Source organism: Saccharospirillum mangrovi, assembly GCF_003367315.1.
Taxonomy (GTDB): Bacteria; Pseudomonadota; Gammaproteobacteria; order Pseudomonadales; family Natronospirillaceae; genus Saccharospirillum; species Saccharospirillum mangrovi.
The window spans coordinates 546,176-560,658 of record NZ_CP031415.1; the positions used below are offsets into that span (position 1 = coordinate 546,176).

23 protein-coding genes are annotated in these 14,483 nt (G+C 55.9%); 21 read left to right on the forward strand and 2 right to left on the reverse strand.

The features are described from left to right. The first annotated feature begins 3 nt into the window (after positions 1 to 3). The 21 genes from rpsC (at position 4) to rplQ (ending at position 10,221) form a co-directional block, all read left to right on the forward strand. Positions 4 to 687: a 30S ribosomal protein S3 gene (rpsC, locus tag DW349_RS02625; protein WP_108126646.1), complete on the forward strand. Its 684-nt coding sequence runs from the start codon at positions 4 to 6 to the stop codon at positions 685 to 687. A gap of 11 nt (positions 688 to 698) precedes the next feature. Beyond that, positions 699 to 1,112 carry a 50S ribosomal protein L16 gene (gene rplP / locus DW349_RS02630; protein ID WP_108126647.1) on the forward strand — a complete coding sequence of 138 codons (414 nt, stop codon included), beginning with the start codon at positions 699 to 701 and terminating at the stop codon, positions 1,110 to 1,112. Continuing rightward, complete coding sequence (gene rpmC, locus DW349_RS02635) at positions 1,112 to 1,303, forward strand: 50S ribosomal protein L29 (RefSeq protein ID WP_108126648.1); 192 nt, start codon at positions 1,112 to 1,114, stop codon at positions 1,301 to 1,303. Before rplP ends, rpmC begins: the two co-directional genes overlap by 1 nt. A gap of 1 nt (position 1,304) precedes the next feature. Continuing rightward, positions 1,305 to 1,565 carry a 30S ribosomal protein S17 gene (gene rpsQ, locus DW349_RS02640; protein ID WP_108126649.1) on the forward strand — a complete coding sequence of 87 codons (261 nt, stop codon included), beginning with the start codon at positions 1,305 to 1,307 and terminating at the stop codon, positions 1,563 to 1,565. Between the two features lie 21 nt (positions 1,566 to 1,586). Then, positions 1,587 to 1,955: a 50S ribosomal protein L14 gene (gene rplN / locus DW349_RS02645; protein ID WP_108126650.1), complete on the forward strand. Its 369-nt coding sequence runs from the start codon at positions 1,587 to 1,589 to the stop codon at positions 1,953 to 1,955. 32 nt (positions 1,956 to 1,987) lie between these two features. Beyond that, entirely contained in the window at positions 1,988 to 2,317 is a 330-nt protein-coding gene (gene rplX, locus DW349_RS02650) for a 50S ribosomal protein L24 (RefSeq protein WP_108126651.1), read from the forward strand. Positions 2,318 to 2,331: 14 nt separating this feature from the next. Further along, positions 2,332 to 2,871 (forward strand): 50S ribosomal protein L5, encoded by a 540-nt coding sequence (gene rplE, locus DW349_RS02655; protein ID WP_108126652.1) that lies wholly within the window; start codon positions 2,332 to 2,334, stop codon positions 2,869 to 2,871. A gap of 11 nt (positions 2,872 to 2,882) precedes the next feature. Beyond that, complete coding sequence (rpsN, locus tag DW349_RS02660) at positions 2,883 to 3,188, forward strand: 30S ribosomal protein S14 (protein WP_108126653.1); 306 nt, start codon at positions 2,883 to 2,885, stop codon at positions 3,186 to 3,188. 76 nt (positions 3,189 to 3,264) lie between these two features. Continuing rightward, on the forward strand, positions 3,265 to 3,657 hold the full coding sequence (rpsH, locus tag DW349_RS02665) for a 30S ribosomal protein S8 (protein ID WP_108126654.1): 393 nt from the start codon (positions 3,265 to 3,267) through the stop codon (positions 3,655 to 3,657). 14 nt (positions 3,658 to 3,671) lie between these two features. Continuing rightward, positions 3,672 to 4,205: a 50S ribosomal protein L6 gene (rplF, locus tag DW349_RS02670; RefSeq protein WP_108126655.1), complete on the forward strand. Its 534-nt coding sequence runs from the start codon at positions 3,672 to 3,674 to the stop codon at positions 4,203 to 4,205. Between the two features lie 11 nt (positions 4,206 to 4,216). Then, positions 4,217 to 4,567 (forward strand): 50S ribosomal protein L18, encoded by a 351-nt coding sequence (gene rplR / locus DW349_RS02675; RefSeq protein WP_108126656.1) that lies wholly within the window; start codon positions 4,217 to 4,219, stop codon positions 4,565 to 4,567. A 10-nt stretch (positions 4,568 to 4,577) separates the two neighbouring features. After that, the gene (gene rpsE / locus DW349_RS02680) at positions 4,578 to 5,084 is read left to right on the forward strand and encodes a 30S ribosomal protein S5 (protein ID WP_108126771.1); all 507 of its coding nucleotides are present in this window, start codon (positions 4,578 to 4,580) and stop codon (positions 5,082 to 5,084) included. 6 nt (positions 5,085 to 5,090) lie between these two features. Beyond that, positions 5,091 to 5,279, forward strand: a complete 189-nt coding sequence (gene rpmD, locus DW349_RS02685; protein WP_108126657.1) for a 50S ribosomal protein L30 — start codon at positions 5,091 to 5,093, stop codon at positions 5,277 to 5,279. Between the two features lies 1 nt (position 5,280). Further along, on the forward strand, positions 5,281 to 5,715 hold the full coding sequence (gene rplO / locus DW349_RS02690) for a 50S ribosomal protein L15 (protein ID WP_108126658.1): 435 nt from the start codon (positions 5,281 to 5,283) through the stop codon (positions 5,713 to 5,715). Positions 5,716 to 5,721: 6 nt separating this feature from the next. Further along, positions 5,722 to 7,035, forward strand: a complete 1,314-nt coding sequence (secY, locus tag DW349_RS02695) for a preprotein translocase subunit SecY (protein ID WP_108126659.1) — start codon at positions 5,722 to 5,724, stop codon at positions 7,033 to 7,035. 39 nt (positions 7,036 to 7,074) lie between these two features. Further along, positions 7,075 to 7,188 (forward strand): 50S ribosomal protein L36, encoded by a 114-nt coding sequence (gene rpmJ, locus DW349_RS02700; RefSeq protein ID WP_108126660.1) that lies wholly within the window; start codon positions 7,075 to 7,077, stop codon positions 7,186 to 7,188. A 145-nt stretch (positions 7,189 to 7,333) separates the two neighbouring features. Beyond that, entirely contained in the window at positions 7,334 to 7,690 is a 357-nt protein-coding gene (gene rpsM / locus DW349_RS02705; RefSeq protein WP_108126661.1) for a 30S ribosomal protein S13, read from the forward strand. A gap of 43 nt (positions 7,691 to 7,733) precedes the next feature. Further along, a complete protein-coding gene (gene rpsK / locus DW349_RS02710) occupies positions 7,734 to 8,126 on the forward strand; it encodes a 30S ribosomal protein S11 (protein ID WP_108126662.1) in 393 nt (130 codons plus the stop codon). An 18-nt stretch (positions 8,127 to 8,144) separates the two neighbouring features. Beyond that, the gene (gene rpsD, locus DW349_RS02715) at positions 8,145 to 8,765 is read left to right on the forward strand and encodes a 30S ribosomal protein S4 (RefSeq protein WP_108126663.1); all 621 of its coding nucleotides are present in this window, start codon (positions 8,145 to 8,147) and stop codon (positions 8,763 to 8,765) included. Positions 8,766 to 8,790: 25 nt separating this feature from the next. Continuing rightward, positions 8,791 to 9,792 carry a DNA-directed RNA polymerase subunit alpha gene (locus tag DW349_RS02720; RefSeq protein ID WP_108126664.1) on the forward strand — a complete coding sequence of 334 codons (1,002 nt, stop codon included), beginning with the start codon at positions 8,791 to 8,793 and terminating at the stop codon, positions 9,790 to 9,792. Between the two features lie 30 nt (positions 9,793 to 9,822). Beyond that, entirely contained in the window at positions 9,823 to 10,221 is a 399-nt protein-coding gene (rplQ, locus tag DW349_RS02725; RefSeq protein WP_108126665.1) for a 50S ribosomal protein L17, read from the forward strand. Positions 10,222 to 10,284: 63 nt separating this feature from the next. Here rplQ and glgX read toward each other — a convergent pair whose 3' ends face one another. Both glgX and glgB read right to left on the reverse strand, forming a co-directional pair. Next, a complete protein-coding gene (gene glgX / locus DW349_RS02730; RefSeq protein ID WP_108126666.1) occupies positions 10,285 to 12,249 on the reverse strand; it encodes a glycogen debranching protein GlgX in 1,965 nt (654 codons plus the stop codon). Continuing rightward, positions 12,239 to 14,425: a 1,4-alpha-glucan branching protein GlgB gene (gene glgB / locus DW349_RS02735; RefSeq protein WP_108126667.1), complete on the reverse strand. Its 2,187-nt coding sequence runs from the start codon at positions 14,423 to 14,425 to the stop codon at positions 12,239 to 12,241. Before glgB ends, glgX begins: the two co-directional genes overlap by 11 nt. Positions 14,426 to 14,483: the final 58 nt, after the last annotated feature.

The window sequence follows — 14,483 nt, forward strand, 5'->3', positions numbered from 1 at the left end:
CAGATGGGTCAGAAAGTTAATCCCACCGGGATCCGACTCGGCATCACCAAAGACCACGGCTCGGTCTGGTATGCCGATTCAAGTAGTTATGCTGACAAGTTGCTGAACGATATCCAGGTGCGTAGCTACCTGGAGAAGAAGCTGGAAAAGGCTTCAGTGAGCAAGATCGTGATTGAGCGTCCTGCACAGAACGCCAAGATCACCATCCACACTGCTCGCCCGGGCATCGTCATCGGTAAGAAAGGTGAAGATGTCGAGCTGCTGCGTCAGGAAGTCTCCAAGATGATGGGCATTCCGGTGCACATCAACATTGAAGAAATCCGTAAGCCGGATCTGGACTCCAAACTGGTTGCACAATCTGTAGCCGGTCAGCTGGAGCGCCGCGTTATGTTCCGTCGCGCTATGAAGCGCGTCATGCAGAACGCCATGCGCAACGGCGCCAAAGGTGTTCGTATCCAGGTCAGCGGTCGTCTGGGTGGTGCCGAAATCGCGCGTACCGAATGGTACCTCGAAGGTCGTGTACCGTTGCACACCCTGCGTGCTGACATCGACTACGCCACGGCCGAAGCACACACCACTTACGGTGTGATCGGCATCAAGGTGTGGATTTTCAAAGGCGAAATCCTGGGTGGTATCGAGCAAGTTCGTGCTCAAGCCAAGGCGCCCAAGAAAAAGGCTTCACGGTAAGGAGTACGTAGATGCTGCAACCTAAACGCACAAAGTTCCGCAAAGTGCAGAAGGGCCGTAACCGTGGCCTGGCACAGCGCGGCAGTAAAGTAAGCTTCGGCGAATATGCGCTGAAAGCAACCGGTCGTGGTCGTATCACTGCTCGTCAAATCGAAGCAGCGCGTCGTGCCATGACCCGCCACATCAAGCGTGGCGGCAAAATCTGGATCCGCGTTTTCCCGGACAAGCCCATCTCCAAGAAACCTTTGGAAGTTCGTATGGGTAAAGGTAAGGGTAACGTTGAATACTGGGTCGCCCAGATTCAGCCGGGTAAGGTTTTGTACGAAATGGAAGGTGTATCGGAAGAAATTGCGCTGGAGGCATTCCGCCTGGCAGCTGCCAAACTTCCGGTGGCGACCGTTGTTGTTAAACGGCAGGTGATGTGATGAACGCTAAAGATCTTCGTGATAAATCCGTAGACGAGCTGAAAACCAACCTGTTGGAGTTGCTTCGCGATCAGTTCAAATATCGCATGCAAAAGGCGACGGGTCAGCTGACTCAGACGCACCTGCTGAAGCAAGTCCGCAAGGACATCGCTCGTGTGAAAACAGTGCTGACAGAGAAAGCAGGTGCCTGAAATGTCTGAGACCAATACCCGTACCGTGACTGGTCAGGTTGTCAGCAACAAGGCTGACAAGACCATTACCGTTATGGTTGAGCGCCGGGTTCAACACCCGATTTACGGCAAGTTCGTAAAGCGTTCCACCAAGCTGCATGCGCACGATGAAAGCAATGAGTGCCAGATCGGCGACACCGTTACCATCGAAGAGTGTCGTCCGTTGTCCAAGTCCAAGACTTGGCGCCTGGTTCGCATTGATGAACGTGCGACAACCGTTTAATTGCGCCTGGGAGTTTGACAGATGATTCAAACACAAACCGTTTTGGACGTTGCCGATAACAGCGGTGCCAAGCGCGTACAGTGCATCAAGGTGTTGGGTGGTTCACACCGCCGTTACGCCCGCATTGGCGATCTGATCAAAGTGTCCGTTAAGGAAGCAATTCCGCGCGGCAAGGTCAAAAAAGGCCAGGTCATGAACGCCGTTGTTGTACGGACTCGCAAGGGTGTGCGTCGCCCGGATGGCTCTGTTATCCGTTTCGACACCAACTCTGCGGTTCTGCTGAACGCTCAGAACGCACCGATCGGTACCCGGATCTTTGGCCCGGTAACCCGTGAACTGCGTACTGAGAAATTTATGAAAATCATTTCCCTGGCGCCGGAAGTGCTCTAAGCACGAGACGGTAGTAGGAAGTGGAGTAAACCATGAACAAATTTAAAAGCGGCGACGAAGTTGTCGTGATTGCCGGTAAAGACAAAGGCAAGCGTGGCAAGATCAATAAAGTGATCACCGACGCCAAGAAAGGCACTTTGTTTATCGTCTCTGGTGTGAACATGATCAAGAAGCACCAGAAGCCTAACCCGAACATGAACATCCCGGGCGGCATCATCGATAAAGAAGCGCCGATTGCTGCATCGAACGTAGCCATCTTCAACTCTGAAACCAACAAGGGCGACCGTGTTGGCTTCCAGATCAAAGAAGACGGCAGCAAGGTGCGCATCTACAAGTCCACGCAGAAAGAAATTGGTGCATAAGGGGCGTATTCGACATGTCTAGACTCAAAGAGCTCTACAAAACCGACGTCGTCGCTGCACTCCAGAAAGAGTTCGGTTACAAGAACGTCATGGAAATTCCCCGCGTCACCAAGATCACTCTGAACATGGGCGTGGGCGAAGCCATCGGTGATAAGAAGCAGATCGACAACGCTGTTGCCGACCTGCAGGCCATCTCTGGTCAGAAGCCGCTGGTGACTAAAGCGCGCAAGTCGATCGCGGGTTTCAAAATCCGTGAAGACTGGCCGATCGGTGCCAAAGTGACCCTGCGCGGTGAGCGCATGTGGGAATTTATGGATCGTCTGATTGACATCGCGCTGCCGCGTGTTCGTGACTTCCGTGGTATTAACCCGAAGTCGTTTGATGGTCGTGGCAACTACAGCATGGGTGTGAAAGAGCAGATTATCTTCCCGGAAATTGAATACGATAAGGTCGATAAACTGCGTGGTCTGGACGTTACCGTGACCACAACCGCTCGCACCAATGATGAAGGTCGCGCTCTGTTGAAGGCGCTGTCCTTCCCATTCAAAAGTTAAGGGGAAAGGTCATGGCTAAAGAGAGCATGAAAGCGCGCGAAGCTAAGCGCGAAAAGACCGTCGCCAAGTACGCTGAAAAGCGTGCCAAGCTGAAGGCGATCATCAAAGATCAAGCCAGCTCTGACGAGCAGGTTTGGGAAGCACAACAGGCTCTGCAGAAGTTGCCCCGTGACGCCAGTCCGGTGCGTCTGCAGCGTCGTTGTCAAGTGACTGGACGTCCGCACGCGGTTTACCGCAAGTTCGGTTTGTCTCGTATCAAGCTGCGTGAACAAGCCATGTTGGGCAACGTTCCGGGTTTGAAGAAGTCCAGTTGGTAAGTTGGTAAGTCAAGTGGACCGGGCCGGCGCATTTGCGCCGGCTACCGCATTTGACTGCACAGTGAGGAAACACTAAATGAGCATGCAAGACACACTTGCGGATATGTTCACGCGTATCCGTAATGCCCAGCAAGCGGGCCATGCCACTGTTAGCCTGCCCTCCTCGAAGCAAAAGGTTGCCGTTGCAACCGTGCTGAAGGCCGAAGGTTACGTGGATGATTTCGCTGTTGAAGGCGACGTCAAAAAGGTAATGCACATCACGCTGCGTTACTTCGAAGGCAAGCCGGTTATCGAGTCCATCAAGCGTATCTCCCGTCCTGGTTTGCGCCAGTACAAGGGTGCCGATGAACTGTCTAAAGTGGCAGGCGGACTGGGTATTTCCATCGTTTCAACCTCCAAAGGTGTCATGACCGATCGGGCTGCGCGTTCTGCCGGCGTCGGCGGTGAAGTCATCTGCGAAGTCTTCTAAGGAGTGATTGAACGATGTCTCGTATAGCGAATGCTCCAGTTACAGTACCCGCAGGTGTGGACGTTAAGCTCGGCGGCGAAAAGATTTCTGTGAAGGGCAAAAACGGCACTCTGGAAATCGCGCTGCATAACACCGTTGAAATTAAACAGGACGGCAACGTTCTGACCTTTGCTGCCCGTGATGGCGGCAAATTCGCACACTCCATGTCCGGCACCATGCGTGCGCTGGTTAATAACATGGTGGTTGGCGTTACCGACGGTTTTGAAAAGCGTCTGCAATTGAATGGTGTTGGTTACCGCGCTAAGGCGTCTGGCAACACCGTGAATTTAACCCTTGGTTTCTCTCACCCGATTGACTACACCCTGCCGCAGGGTGTCACGGCTGAGACTCCGAGCAATACCGAAATCGTCCTGAAGAGCGCCGATAAACAGCGGCTCGGTCAGGTGGCGGCTGAAATCCGCGCCTTCCGTCCGCCGGAGCCGTATAAAGGTAAGGGCGTTCGGTATGCCGACGAACATGTTCGTCGCAAAGAAGCCAAGAAAAAATAAGGGCATAGGTCATGAGCGAAAAGAAAATTTCCCGTTTACGCCGTGCTCGTCGCAGCCGCATCAAGATCCGCGAATTGGGCGTGCATCGTCTGTGTGTGAATCGTTCCAACCAACACATTTACGCACAAGTCATCGCACCCAATGGCAGCCAGATCGTTGTCCAAGCTTCTACTTTGGACAAAGCGCTGCGTGACGGCACAACCAGCAACATTGATGCAGCCACCAAGGTTGGTGCTCTGATTGCAGAGCGCGCCAAGGCAGCCGGCATCGAAGAGGTGGCCTTTGACCGCTCCGGTTTCCGTTATCACGGTCGGGTCAAGGCTTTGGCAGACGCTGCCCGCGAAGGTGGCCTGAAATTCTAAGGTGTGAATGATGGCAAATAACGATCAAGTACAAGCTGGCGGCGATCTGCAGGAAAAACTGGTTCAGGTTAACCGTGTAGCCAAAGTAGTGAAGGGTGGCCGTATTTTCGGTTTCACCGCTTTGACAGTTGTCGGCGACGGCAACGGCAAAGTTGGCTTCGGTCGCGGCAAGGCACGTGAAGTGCCGGTCGCTATCCAGAAAGCTATGGACGCTGCGCGCCGTAACATGGTTCAGGTCCACCTGACCAACGGTACGCTGCAATACCCGGTCAATGCCCGTCATGGTGCCTCCAAGGTATACATGCAGCCGGCATCTGACGGTACCGGTGTGATTGCCGGCGGTGCGATGCGCGCCGTTCTGGAAGTCGCCGGTGTCGAAAACGTATTGGCTAAGTGCTACGGCTCGACCAACCCGGTCAACGTTGTACGCGCGACTGTTAACGGTCTGGCCAAGATGCGTTCTCCGGAAGACGTTGCAGCCAAGCGCGGCAAATCCGTCGAAGACATTGTGGAGTAAGCGGCCATGGCGAATAAGACTGTAAAAGTTCAGCTGTTTCGCAGCCCGATCGGCACCCAGCCCAAGCACAAATTGTGCGTTAAGGGTCTGGGCCTGAGCCGAATCGGTCAGGTTCGTGAACTGGAAGATACGCCTTCCGTTCGCGGCATGATCAACAAAGTGAACTACATGGTTCGCGTAGTTGAGGGTGAATAAGATGTTTCTGAACACATTGAGCCCTGCTGAGGGTTCCCGTAGCGAAGGTAAGCGCGTCGGCCGTGGTATCGGTTCTGGTCTGGGTAAGACCGGTGGCCGTGGTCACAAAGGTCAGAAGTCGCGCAGTGGTGGCGGTGTTAAGCCTGGTTTCGAAGGCGGTCAGATGCCGTTGCAGCGTCGTCTGCCGAAATTCGGTTTCACTTCTCGCCAGGCGCCGTTCACAGCCGAAATCCGGTTGCATGAGCTGGCCAAGGTTGAGGCGGATGTCGTCGACCTGAACGCCCTGAAGCAAGCCGATATCATCGGCCATCAGATCAAGCGTGCCCGCGTCATCCTGTCTGGTGAAATCGGCAAGGCGGTTACCGTCAAAGGCCTGAAAGTCACCAAGGGTGCCAAGGCAGCGATCGAAGCTGCAGGCGGCAAGGTAGAGGAATAATCCCCCATGACCAGACAAGGACAACCGACTGGATCACAAGGTGGCTTGAGCGAGCTTTGGGCTCGCTTGCGTTTCGTGCTGCTGGCGATCCTGGTGTACCGAGTCGGTGCCCACATTCCGGTTCCGGGTATTAACCCGGACCAGTTGGCGGCACTGTTCGAACGTAACCGCGACACCATCCTGAGCATGTTCAACATGTTCTCCGGTGGTGCACTGGAACGCATGAGCGTCTTCGCCCTCGGCATCATGCCGTACATTTCGGCGTCGATTATCATGCAGCTCCTGACGGTCGTGAGTCCTCAACTGGAACAGCTGAAGAAGGAAGGCGAAGCGGGTCGGCGCAAGATGAGCCAATACACCCGCTTCGGCACTCTGGGTCTGGCCATCGTGCAATCGCTTGCACTGGCGGCCGGCCTGGCCAGCCAGGGCGTGGCCTTTACCACTGGCCCGTCGTTCTACTTCGTTGCCGTAGTGACCTTCACTTGCGGCACGATGTTCATGATGTGGCTGGGTGAGCAGATCACCGAGCGCGGTATCGGCAACGGCATTTCGATGCTGATTTTTGCCGGCATCGTCGCCGGTCTGCCGGGTGCCATCGGTCAGAGCTTCGAAAGCGCCCGTCAAGGCGACCTGAGCATCATTGCGTTGCTGTTGGTTGGTTTGTTGGCGGCGGCAGTCGTGGCTTTCATCGTCTTCATCGAACGCGGTCAGCGTCGGATCACCATCAATTACGCCAAGCGTCAGCAAGGTCGTAAGGTGTTTCAGGCGCAGAGCAGCCATCTGCCGCTGAAGATCAACATGGCGGGTGTAATTCCGCCGATCTTCGCGTCCAGTCTGTTGCTGTTCCCGGCATCGGTGGGTAACTGGTTTGGCAGCAGTGACGGTATGGGTTGGTTGCAGGACATTGCTCTGCTGCTCAGCCCCGGCCAGCCGCTGTACATCCTGGTGTTCGCTGTGGCCGTGATCTTCTTCTGCTATTTCTACACCGCAGTAACGTTTAACCCGAAAGATGTGGCCGAGAATCTGAAGCGCTCCGGTGCTTTTATTCCGGGCATTCGTCCGGGGGAACAGACTTCCCGTTATATCGATGGGGTGTCCGCTCGCCTGACCTTCTTCGGTGCGATCTACATTACTGCTGTGTCGTTGCTGCCCCAGGCGCTGGTGATTGCTGCTGATGTTCCGTTTTACTTCGGTGGCACTTCCCTGCTGATCGTGGTGGTGGTTGTGATGGACTTTATGTCTCAGGTGCAAAGTCACTTGATGTCGCACCAGTACGCTTCGCTGATGAAAAAAGCCAATCTGAAATCGATTGGTAACTAGCGCGGCGAACGGTGTTTATACCGGTAATTGGAGTCAAGCATGAAAGTACGTGCGTCGGTCAAGAAAATCTGCCGTAACTGCAAGATCATCCGTCGTAACGGCTCTGTTCGTGTGATCTGCACGGATCCCAAGCACAAACAGCGCCAGGGTTGATCCCAGCCGGCTGATAGGCGCTTGATTTAGCAAAAGTCAGGCGCTATCATCTCGCGCCCCCTTAATTGGGGGTTTATTAATAGAGTCGTCTGGCTCTATTAAAGATTCAGCCTTTTCAAGGTTAAAAATAGTTGGAGTAAGTTGAATGGCCCGTATAGCAGGCGTCAATATTCCTGACAACAAGCATGCGGTGATCTCGCTGACCTATATCTATGGTATCGGTCGCACCACTGCTTATGGCATCTGTGCCGCGGTTGGGGTTGAACCCACAACTAAAGTGAAAGATCTGTCTGACGAAAAAATGGACGAGATCCGGAACGAAGTTGGCAAGTTCACTGTAGAAGGTGACTTGCGTCGTGAAATTCAGATGAACATCAAGCGGTTGATGGATCTGGGTTGCAACCGTGGCATTCGCCACCGTCGTAGCCTGCCTCTGCGTGGACAGCGTACCAAAACCAACGCTCGTACTCGTAAAGGCCCCCGCAAGCCGATCAGACGCTGATCGTCTGGTTTATTGACAACAGTTTTTGCATAGGAAATCGAAGATGGCAAAGCCAGGTCAAAACCGGTCGCGCAAGAAGGTGAAAAAGCAGGTAGCGGATGGCATCGCGCACATCCACGCCTCTTTTAACAACACCATCGTGACCATTACGGACCGCCAAGGAAACACCCTGAGTTGGGCAACTTCCGGTGGCTCCGGTTTCCGTGGATCTCGTAAGAGCACCCCCTTCGCTGCACAGATCGCCGCTGAACGCGCCGGTACTGCAGCTCAGGAGTATGGTCTGAAGAATCTGGACGTTGAGGTCAAAGGCCCCGGTCCAGGTCGCGAATCCGCGGTTCGAGCATTGAACGCGTGTGGCTATCGAATCAGCAACATTACCGATGTGACGCCCATTCCTCACAACGGTTGCCGCCCGCCCAAGAAGCGCCGCGTGTAAGATAGGAGACAGAAATCAATGGCACGTTATATTGGTCCGAAGTGTAAGCTGTCTCGTCGCGAAGGCACAGATCTGCTGCTGAAGAGTGGGGTGCGTGCACTCGACTCCAAGTGCAAAGCCGAGAACCCTCCTGGTGTACAAGGCGCACGTCGTGGTCGTTTGTCCGACTACGGTGTTCAGCTTCGCGAGAAACAGAAAGTACGTCGCATCTACGGCGTTCTGGAAAAGCAATTCCGTAACTACTACACCGACGCTGCCCGCCGCAAAGGCGCTACGGGTGAAAACCTGCTGCAACTGCTGGAAGGTCGTCTGGATAACGTGGTGTATCGCATGGGTTTTGGCGCCACTCGCGCTGAATCTCGTCAGTTGGTGTCGCACAAGGCCATCCTGGTCAATGGCGAGGCGGTGAATATCCCCTCCTATCAGGTTAAGCCGGGCGACGTCATTGCCGTACGCGAAAAGAGCAAGAACCAGCTGCGCATTCAAAACGCACTGGACATCGCTGCACAGCGTGCACCCGTTGCCTGGGTTGAAGTTGATGCGAAGAAAATGGAAGGCAAATACAACTCCCGTCCGGAGCGTGCCGACCTGCCTTCAGAGATCAACGAAAACCTGATCGTGGAATTGTACTCCAAGTAATCTCACTGCAAATTTAGGGGCATCTATGCAGCGTTCAGCTAACGACTTTTTGACGCCACGTCATATCGATGTGCAGGAAATCAGCGCCAACCGGGCGAAGATCACTCTCGAACCGCTCGAGCGTGGCTTCGGTCATACCCTGGGTAACGCGCTGCGTCGTATTCTGCTGTCGTCCATGCCGGGCGCCGCTATCACCGAAGTGGAAATCGACGGTGTACTGCACGAATACAGCACCATCGAAGGGGTCCAGGAGGATGTTCAAGAAATCCTGCTGAACCTCAAAGACGTTGCCGTCAAGCTGTTCGACCGTGAAGAAGTGACTCTGACGCTGAGCAAGAAAGGCGCCGGTACACTGACCGCGGGCGACATCCAACTGGATCACGGCGTGGAAATCGCCAATCCGGAGCACATCGTTGCGCACCTCGGTGCCAACGCCAATGTGAGCATGACGCTGCGTGTGACCACTGGTCGTGGTTATGTCCCCGCGGAAGCCCGCAGCAGTGGGGAAGACGAGAGCAAACCCATCGGTAAACTGCAGTTGGATGCTACTTACAGCCCAGTCGTCCGCGTTGCTTACAGCGTTGAAAACGCGCGTGTTGAGCAGCGTACTGACCTGGACAAGCTGGTGATTGAACTGGAAACAAAGGGCACGCTGGAACCGGAAGATGCGATCCGCCGTGCAGCCACCATCCTGCAGCAGCAGGTTGCGGCCTTTGTTGACCTGGATCACCACTCAGAGCGCGAGCCGGAGAAGGAAGAAGACAAGATCGATCCTATCCTGCTGCGCCCGGTCGACGATCTCGAGCTGACCGTCCGTTCGGCCAACTGTCTGAAAGCAGAAAACATCTACTACATCGGTGACCTGATTCAGCGCACCGAAGTAGAACTGCTCAAGACGCCGAACCTCGGTAAAAAGTCTTTGACTGAAATCAAAGACGTTCTGGCATCCAAGGGTCTTTCTCTGGGCATGGTCCTCGAGAACTGGCCACCTGCAAGTTTGAAGAATGACGATAAGGTTCTGTCGTAACCTTATTTCCGGCTGGTAAGGAATGTAACAATGCGTCACCGTAAAAGTGGTCGTCACTTTAACCGTACCAGTGCTCACCGCAAGGCCATGTTCCAGAACATGGCGAACTCCTTGTTCGAGCACGAAGTAATTAAAACGACCCTGCCAAAGGCGAAAGAACTGCGTCGCTACGCAGAACCCCTGATCACGCTGGCTAAGGAAGATTCCGTAGCCAACCGTCGTCTGGCGTTCAGCCGCACGCGCTCTAAAGAAGCCGTTGGCAAGCTGTTCGGCGAACTGGGTCCGCGTTACCAAGCGCGTCCTGGTGGCTACCTGCGTGTTCTCAAGTGCGGCTTCCGCGCTGGCGACAACGCACCGATGGCCATCGTTGAACTGGTTGACCGTCCGGTCAACGGTCAGGTTGTTGAAGACGACGCCGCTGAAGGCTAAGTGTTCATCAACGAAAAAAGCCGCCCCAGGGCGGCTTTTTTGTGTCTGCTCGATACGGCTCAGTTAATCACTTTGAAGTACCGCTAACGTCCAGGCCGGTACCGTGCCTGTTGTTTCAATGGCATCGCTGTCTGAGATATCGCCAGTCGATAATTGCAGTCGGGCACGGCAAAAATCCAGATTGAAGGTTATCGATTGTGGTGTGGCGTTAAACAGTAAGTAGGCAGTTTTATCGCCGTTGACTATCAAAGCGATGGCGTTGTCAGCCTGGCCGGGGTCGCCTTCAACGGCCTGGCCGTCATATCGAAACCAGCGCCGCTTGCCTTGGTTTAACTGTAATTCCTGGCGTAGCCGCACACACTGTTGAACGAATTCAAGTAAGCCTGAATCGGCATGCGGCCAGTCGAACCAACTCAACTCATTATCCTGACAGTAGGCGTTGTTATTGCCGTTCTGGCTGCGGCTCAATTCGTCACCGCCGAGCAGATGCGCCGGCCCTGGTGACAGCAACAAGGTCGCCAGCATATTGCGCTGCATTCGCCGTCGTTGGGCTTGAATGAGCGGATCTGAAGTCGGGCCTTCCACGCCCCAATTGCGGCTGAAATTTTCACCGTGGCCGTCGCGATTGTCTTCGCCGTTGGCTTCGTTGTGGCGTTGTTCGTAACTGACCCAATCTACCAGGGTGTAGCCGTCGTGGTAGGTGATCAGATTGAGGCTTTGACTGCGCTGTTGCGGGCTTTGCGGCGAATTGCCAAAGCGGCGGGGCGAGCCGGAAAAGACATCGATAAAGTCATTCAATTGCCAGGCATCGCCGCGCCAGAAGCGACGCACGGTGTCTCGGAAGGCGTCGTTGCATTCCAGCCAGCCAGCGGGAAACTGGCCAACTCGATAGCCGTCTGGTCCGAGGTCCCAAGGCTCCGCAATCAAACGACAACCTGCCAAAACGGGATCCTGGTAGACCGCTTTGAAAAATGCGGATTGATTGGAAAAGGCGTCTCGCTCACGGCCTAACGAAACGGCCAAATCGAACCGGAAGCCATCGACGCAGAACTGCGTTCGCCAGTACCGCATGCTGTCCAAGACCAGACGCAGTGTGGCGTTCTGGCTCAGGTCCAGGCTGTTGTGGCAGCCGCTGTAATCGACGTAATCGCCCGGCGATGGTTCTGGATGACGGTAATAAACGTCGTTGGCGAGGCCTTTGAAATTCAATAGCGGGCCGTGACGGTTGGCCTCGGCGCTGTGGTTGTACACCACATCCATAATCACTTCGATGCCGGCCTGATGCAGCGCCCGCACCATCACTTTGAATTCTTCCACCGCATCGGCAACGGCGTAGCGCGGCTCCGGCGCGAAATACCCAACCGGGTTGTAGCCCCAGTAATTGCGCAAGCCCAACTCCGCCAGGCGACGCTCAGTCATAAAGGCAAAACACGGCATCAATTGCACCGCCGTGACGCCGAGTGACGTCAAATGCGCCACGCTGGCCGGATGCGACACACCCAGGAAGGTACCGCGCCAGGCTTCCGGAACGGCCGGATTTTGTTGTGAAAATCCTTTGACGTGCAGTTCATAAACCAGCGGTGGCGATGTCGACGGTCGGACCGTTTCGTGGCCTTGCCAGTCAAATGGCTCGACTGACGGTGTCAACGCCTTGGGTAAAAAGGGCGCGCTGTCGGTGTCATCGAATGCGTAGAGACTGGGGTGTGGTTCGACCGATCCGGTCAGCGCCGTGGCATAGGGGTCGAGCAGCAATTTGGCCGGATTGAACCACAAACCCTGGTCGGGGTTGGATTCGCCGTCCGCACGAAAACCGTAGCGTTGGCCGGCCGTCAATCCCGCCACTAAGCCGTGCCAGATGCCTTGCGTTTGTTCGGTCAGTGCGATGCGCGTTTCGATGCCGTGTGCATCGAACAAGCACAGCCACAGTCGCTGCGCGCGTGGCGCGAACACTGCGAAGTTGATGCCGTCCGGTTGCCAACTGGCGCCCAACGGATACGGCCGGCCGGGTTGTTGTGTTTCAGTTGTCATGGTGTCGCCGCTTTAAAAACAACGCCGTCAACGGTGGCAAGCGCAGCGACAGCCGGTAGGGCTGGTCATCCGCGGGTTGATCGAGACTGTCGAGCCAAATGCCGGTTTCCGCATCGCGGCCGCCATAAAAACGCGAATCGGTATTCAGCAGAATGTCGTAGCGGCCCGCTTGGGGTACGCCAAGCGCGTAATGATGGTGGCTGTCTTCGGTGGCGTTGAGCACCACCAGCATGCGCTCGTCGCTGTCTGGATCGCGACGCCACAGGCTGAATACCGAATGCTGGCTGTCGTGTTCGCGCAGCCAGTGAAAACCGTCCGGGTTGCTGTCGCCGCGATGCAACGCCGGTTGCTGTCGATACAGTCGATTCAGGTCGCGCACCAGCGCCTGGATACCGCCGTGGTGTGGATCGTTCAGCAGCGTCCAATCCAGTTCGGCGTTTTCGTTCCATTCGCGCGGTGCACCCAACTCGTTGCCCATAAAGGTCAGCTTTTTACCCGGATGCGCAAACTGCCAGGCATAACAGAGCCGCAGGTTGGCGCGCTGACGTTCATCGTCGCCAGGCTGGCGTGTGAGTATTGTGCCTTTGCCGTGCACCACTTCGTCGTGCGACAGCGGTAACACGAAGCGTTCGGCGTAGGAGTAACTCAGAATATGGCTGAGCTGTTGGTGGTGTTTCGGACGTTGCTCGGGCGGGCGTTGAAAGTAGCCGAGGCTGTCGTGCATCCAACCCAGATTCCATTTGAAATCGAAACCCAGACCGCCGGCCGAGACGCCACGCGTAACGCCATCGAAACTGGTCGATTCTTCGGCGATGCACAGCGCTTTGGGAAAACGTTCGGCGATGCAGTCGTTCAGGCGACGCAGCAAATCGATGGCGGCGTAATTGTGATTGCCGCCATCGACGTTGGGCGTCCACTGGCCGGGGCCGCGTGAATAATCGAGGTACAACATCGAGGCCACGGCATCGACGCGCAGGCCATCGACGTGGAATTCGTCGAGCCAGAACAACGCCGACGCAATCAGAAAATCGCGCACTTGCGGTTTGGCGAAGTCGTAAATGTAGGTTTGCCAATCCGGATGCCAGCCGCGTTGCGGATCGGCGTCTTCGTACAGAGCGCTGCCGTCGAAGTGGGCGAGGCCGTGTTCGTCGGCCGGGAAATGCGCCGGCACCCAGTCGAGGATGACGCCCAGGCCAGCCTGGTGGCACTGGTCGATCAGGTATTTCAGGTCGTCCGGTTCGCCGTAACGGCTGGTTGGCGCAAACAAACCCAACGGCTGATAACCCCAACTGCCGTCGTACGGATGTTCCATCAACGGCAGAAATTCCAGATGGGTAAAACCGAGATCCAGGGCGTAGGGAATCAGTTGAGCGGCGAGTTCGCGGTAGTTCAGCGGTTGGCCGTTGGGTCGCTTCCAGGAGCCAGCGTGCACTTCGTAGATGCTCAGCGGCTGCGCTTCGGCGGCTGTTGGTGAACGCTCACACCAGTGCTGATCGCCCCAGTGGTAGCGCTGTCGATCGACCACCACAGAATTGAATTGCGGAAACTGCCGCGCTTGAAATCCGACCGGGTCGGCTTTGTGCGGTAACGGTCGGCCCTGCGCATCCGTGAGCGCAAACTTGTAGTCGTCGCCAGCAACCAGACCGGGCACAAACAACCGCCAGCAGCCATCGTCGAAACGTTGCAGCGGATGACGTCGGGCGTCCCAGTCGTTGAACTGACCGATAACGCTGACGCTCGAAGCGTGCGGTGCCCAAAGTGCAAAACGAACGCCGGAAACGTCAGTGCCGTTGATGGACGCGGTGCAAAGTTGCGCGCCGAGCTGGCGATCCAGCCGCAGAGGATCGGCGTCAAACCCGGCCGCCGCCTGATCAGTAAACTGGTAGGGATCGAAACTGACCCAGCGGTGGCCGTCTTGGTTTTCGATGGCAAGCCGGTAGGGCAATTCAGGTTGCGATTCACAGTGCCATTCAAACAGACCCGCCGGGTCTGTCGGTTCCAGCAGCGTAAGTGAGCGCTGACTGTCGGCCGGCCAGACGTCAACGCGCCGAGCGGTTGGCTGGTAAACGCGCAAACACCAACCCTGGGCTGTCGGGTGCCAGCCAAGATGCGCAAACGGATTGGGTTCCAGGGCCTGGCTCAAGCGTTCGGCCAAAGCCTGCAGATCGGTGTTCATGTCGAGCCGGGGGAGGTGAGCGGTTAGACCGCAGTCTAACCGCTGTTGCCAGAACTGG

Excerpts from the sequence above, each read along its gene's own strand:
- rpsE (WP_108126771.1), top strand. The coding sequence starts at position 4,578 with ATGGCAAATAACGATCAAGTACAAGCTGGCGGCGATCTGCAGGAAAAA.
- rplR (WP_108126656.1), top strand. The coding sequence starts at position 4,217 with ATGAGCGAAAAGAAAATTTCCCGTTTACGCCGTGCTCGTCGCAGCCGC.
- rplO (WP_108126658.1), top strand. The coding sequence starts at position 5,281 with ATGTTTCTGAACACATTGAGCCCTGCTGAGGGTTCCCGTAGCGAAGGT.
- rplE (WP_108126652.1), top strand. The coding sequence starts at position 2,332 with ATGTCTAGACTCAAAGAGCTCTACAAAACCGACGTCGTCGCTGCACTC.
- rplX (WP_108126651.1), top strand. The coding sequence starts at position 1,988 with ATGAACAAATTTAAAAGCGGCGACGAAGTTGTCGTGATTGCCGGTAAA.
- secY (WP_108126659.1), top strand. The coding sequence starts at position 5,722 with ATGACCAGACAAGGACAACCGACTGGATCACAAGGTGGCTTGAGCGAG.
- glgX (WP_108126666.1), bottom strand. The coding sequence starts at position 12,249 with ATGACAACTGAAACACAACAACCCGGCCGGCCGTATCCGTTGGGCGCC.
- DW349_RS02720 (WP_108126664.1), top strand. The coding sequence starts at position 8,791 with ATGCAGCGTTCAGCTAACGACTTTTTGACGCCACGTCATATCGATGTG.
- rpsK (WP_108126662.1), top strand. The coding sequence starts at position 7,734 with ATGGCAAAGCCAGGTCAAAACCGGTCGCGCAAGAAGGTGAAAAAGCAG.
- rpmD (WP_108126657.1), top strand. The coding sequence starts at position 5,091 with ATGGCGAATAAGACTGTAAAAGTTCAGCTGTTTCGCAGCCCGATCGGC.
- rpsQ (WP_108126649.1), top strand. The coding sequence starts at position 1,305 with ATGTCTGAGACCAATACCCGTACCGTGACTGGTCAGGTTGTCAGCAAC.
- glgB (WP_108126667.1), bottom strand. The coding sequence starts at position 14,425 with ATGAACACCGATCTGCAGGCTTTGGCCGAACGCTTGAGCCAGGCCCTG.
- rpmJ (WP_108126660.1), top strand. The coding sequence starts at position 7,075 with ATGAAAGTACGTGCGTCGGTCAAGAAAATCTGCCGTAACTGCAAGATC.
- rplQ (WP_108126665.1), top strand. The coding sequence starts at position 9,823 with ATGCGTCACCGTAAAAGTGGTCGTCACTTTAACCGTACCAGTGCTCAC.
- rpsC (WP_108126646.1), top strand. The coding sequence starts at position 4 with ATGGGTCAGAAAGTTAATCCCACCGGGATCCGACTCGGCATCACCAAA.
- rpsD (WP_108126663.1), top strand. The coding sequence starts at position 8,145 with ATGGCACGTTATATTGGTCCGAAGTGTAAGCTGTCTCGTCGCGAAGGC.
- rpsN (WP_108126653.1), top strand. The coding sequence starts at position 2,883 with ATGGCTAAAGAGAGCATGAAAGCGCGCGAAGCTAAGCGCGAAAAGACC.
- rplP (WP_108126647.1), top strand. The coding sequence starts at position 699 with ATGCTGCAACCTAAACGCACAAAGTTCCGCAAAGTGCAGAAGGGCCGT.
- rpsH (WP_108126654.1), top strand. The coding sequence starts at position 3,265 with ATGAGCATGCAAGACACACTTGCGGATATGTTCACGCGTATCCGTAAT.
- rplN (WP_108126650.1), top strand. The coding sequence starts at position 1,587 with ATGATTCAAACACAAACCGTTTTGGACGTTGCCGATAACAGCGGTGCC.
- rpsM (WP_108126661.1), top strand. The coding sequence starts at position 7,334 with ATGGCCCGTATAGCAGGCGTCAATATTCCTGACAACAAGCATGCGGTG.
- rplF (WP_108126655.1), top strand. The coding sequence starts at position 3,672 with ATGTCTCGTATAGCGAATGCTCCAGTTACAGTACCCGCAGGTGTGGAC.
- rpmC (WP_108126648.1), top strand. The coding sequence starts at position 1,112 with ATGAACGCTAAAGATCTTCGTGATAAATCCGTAGACGAGCTGAAAACC.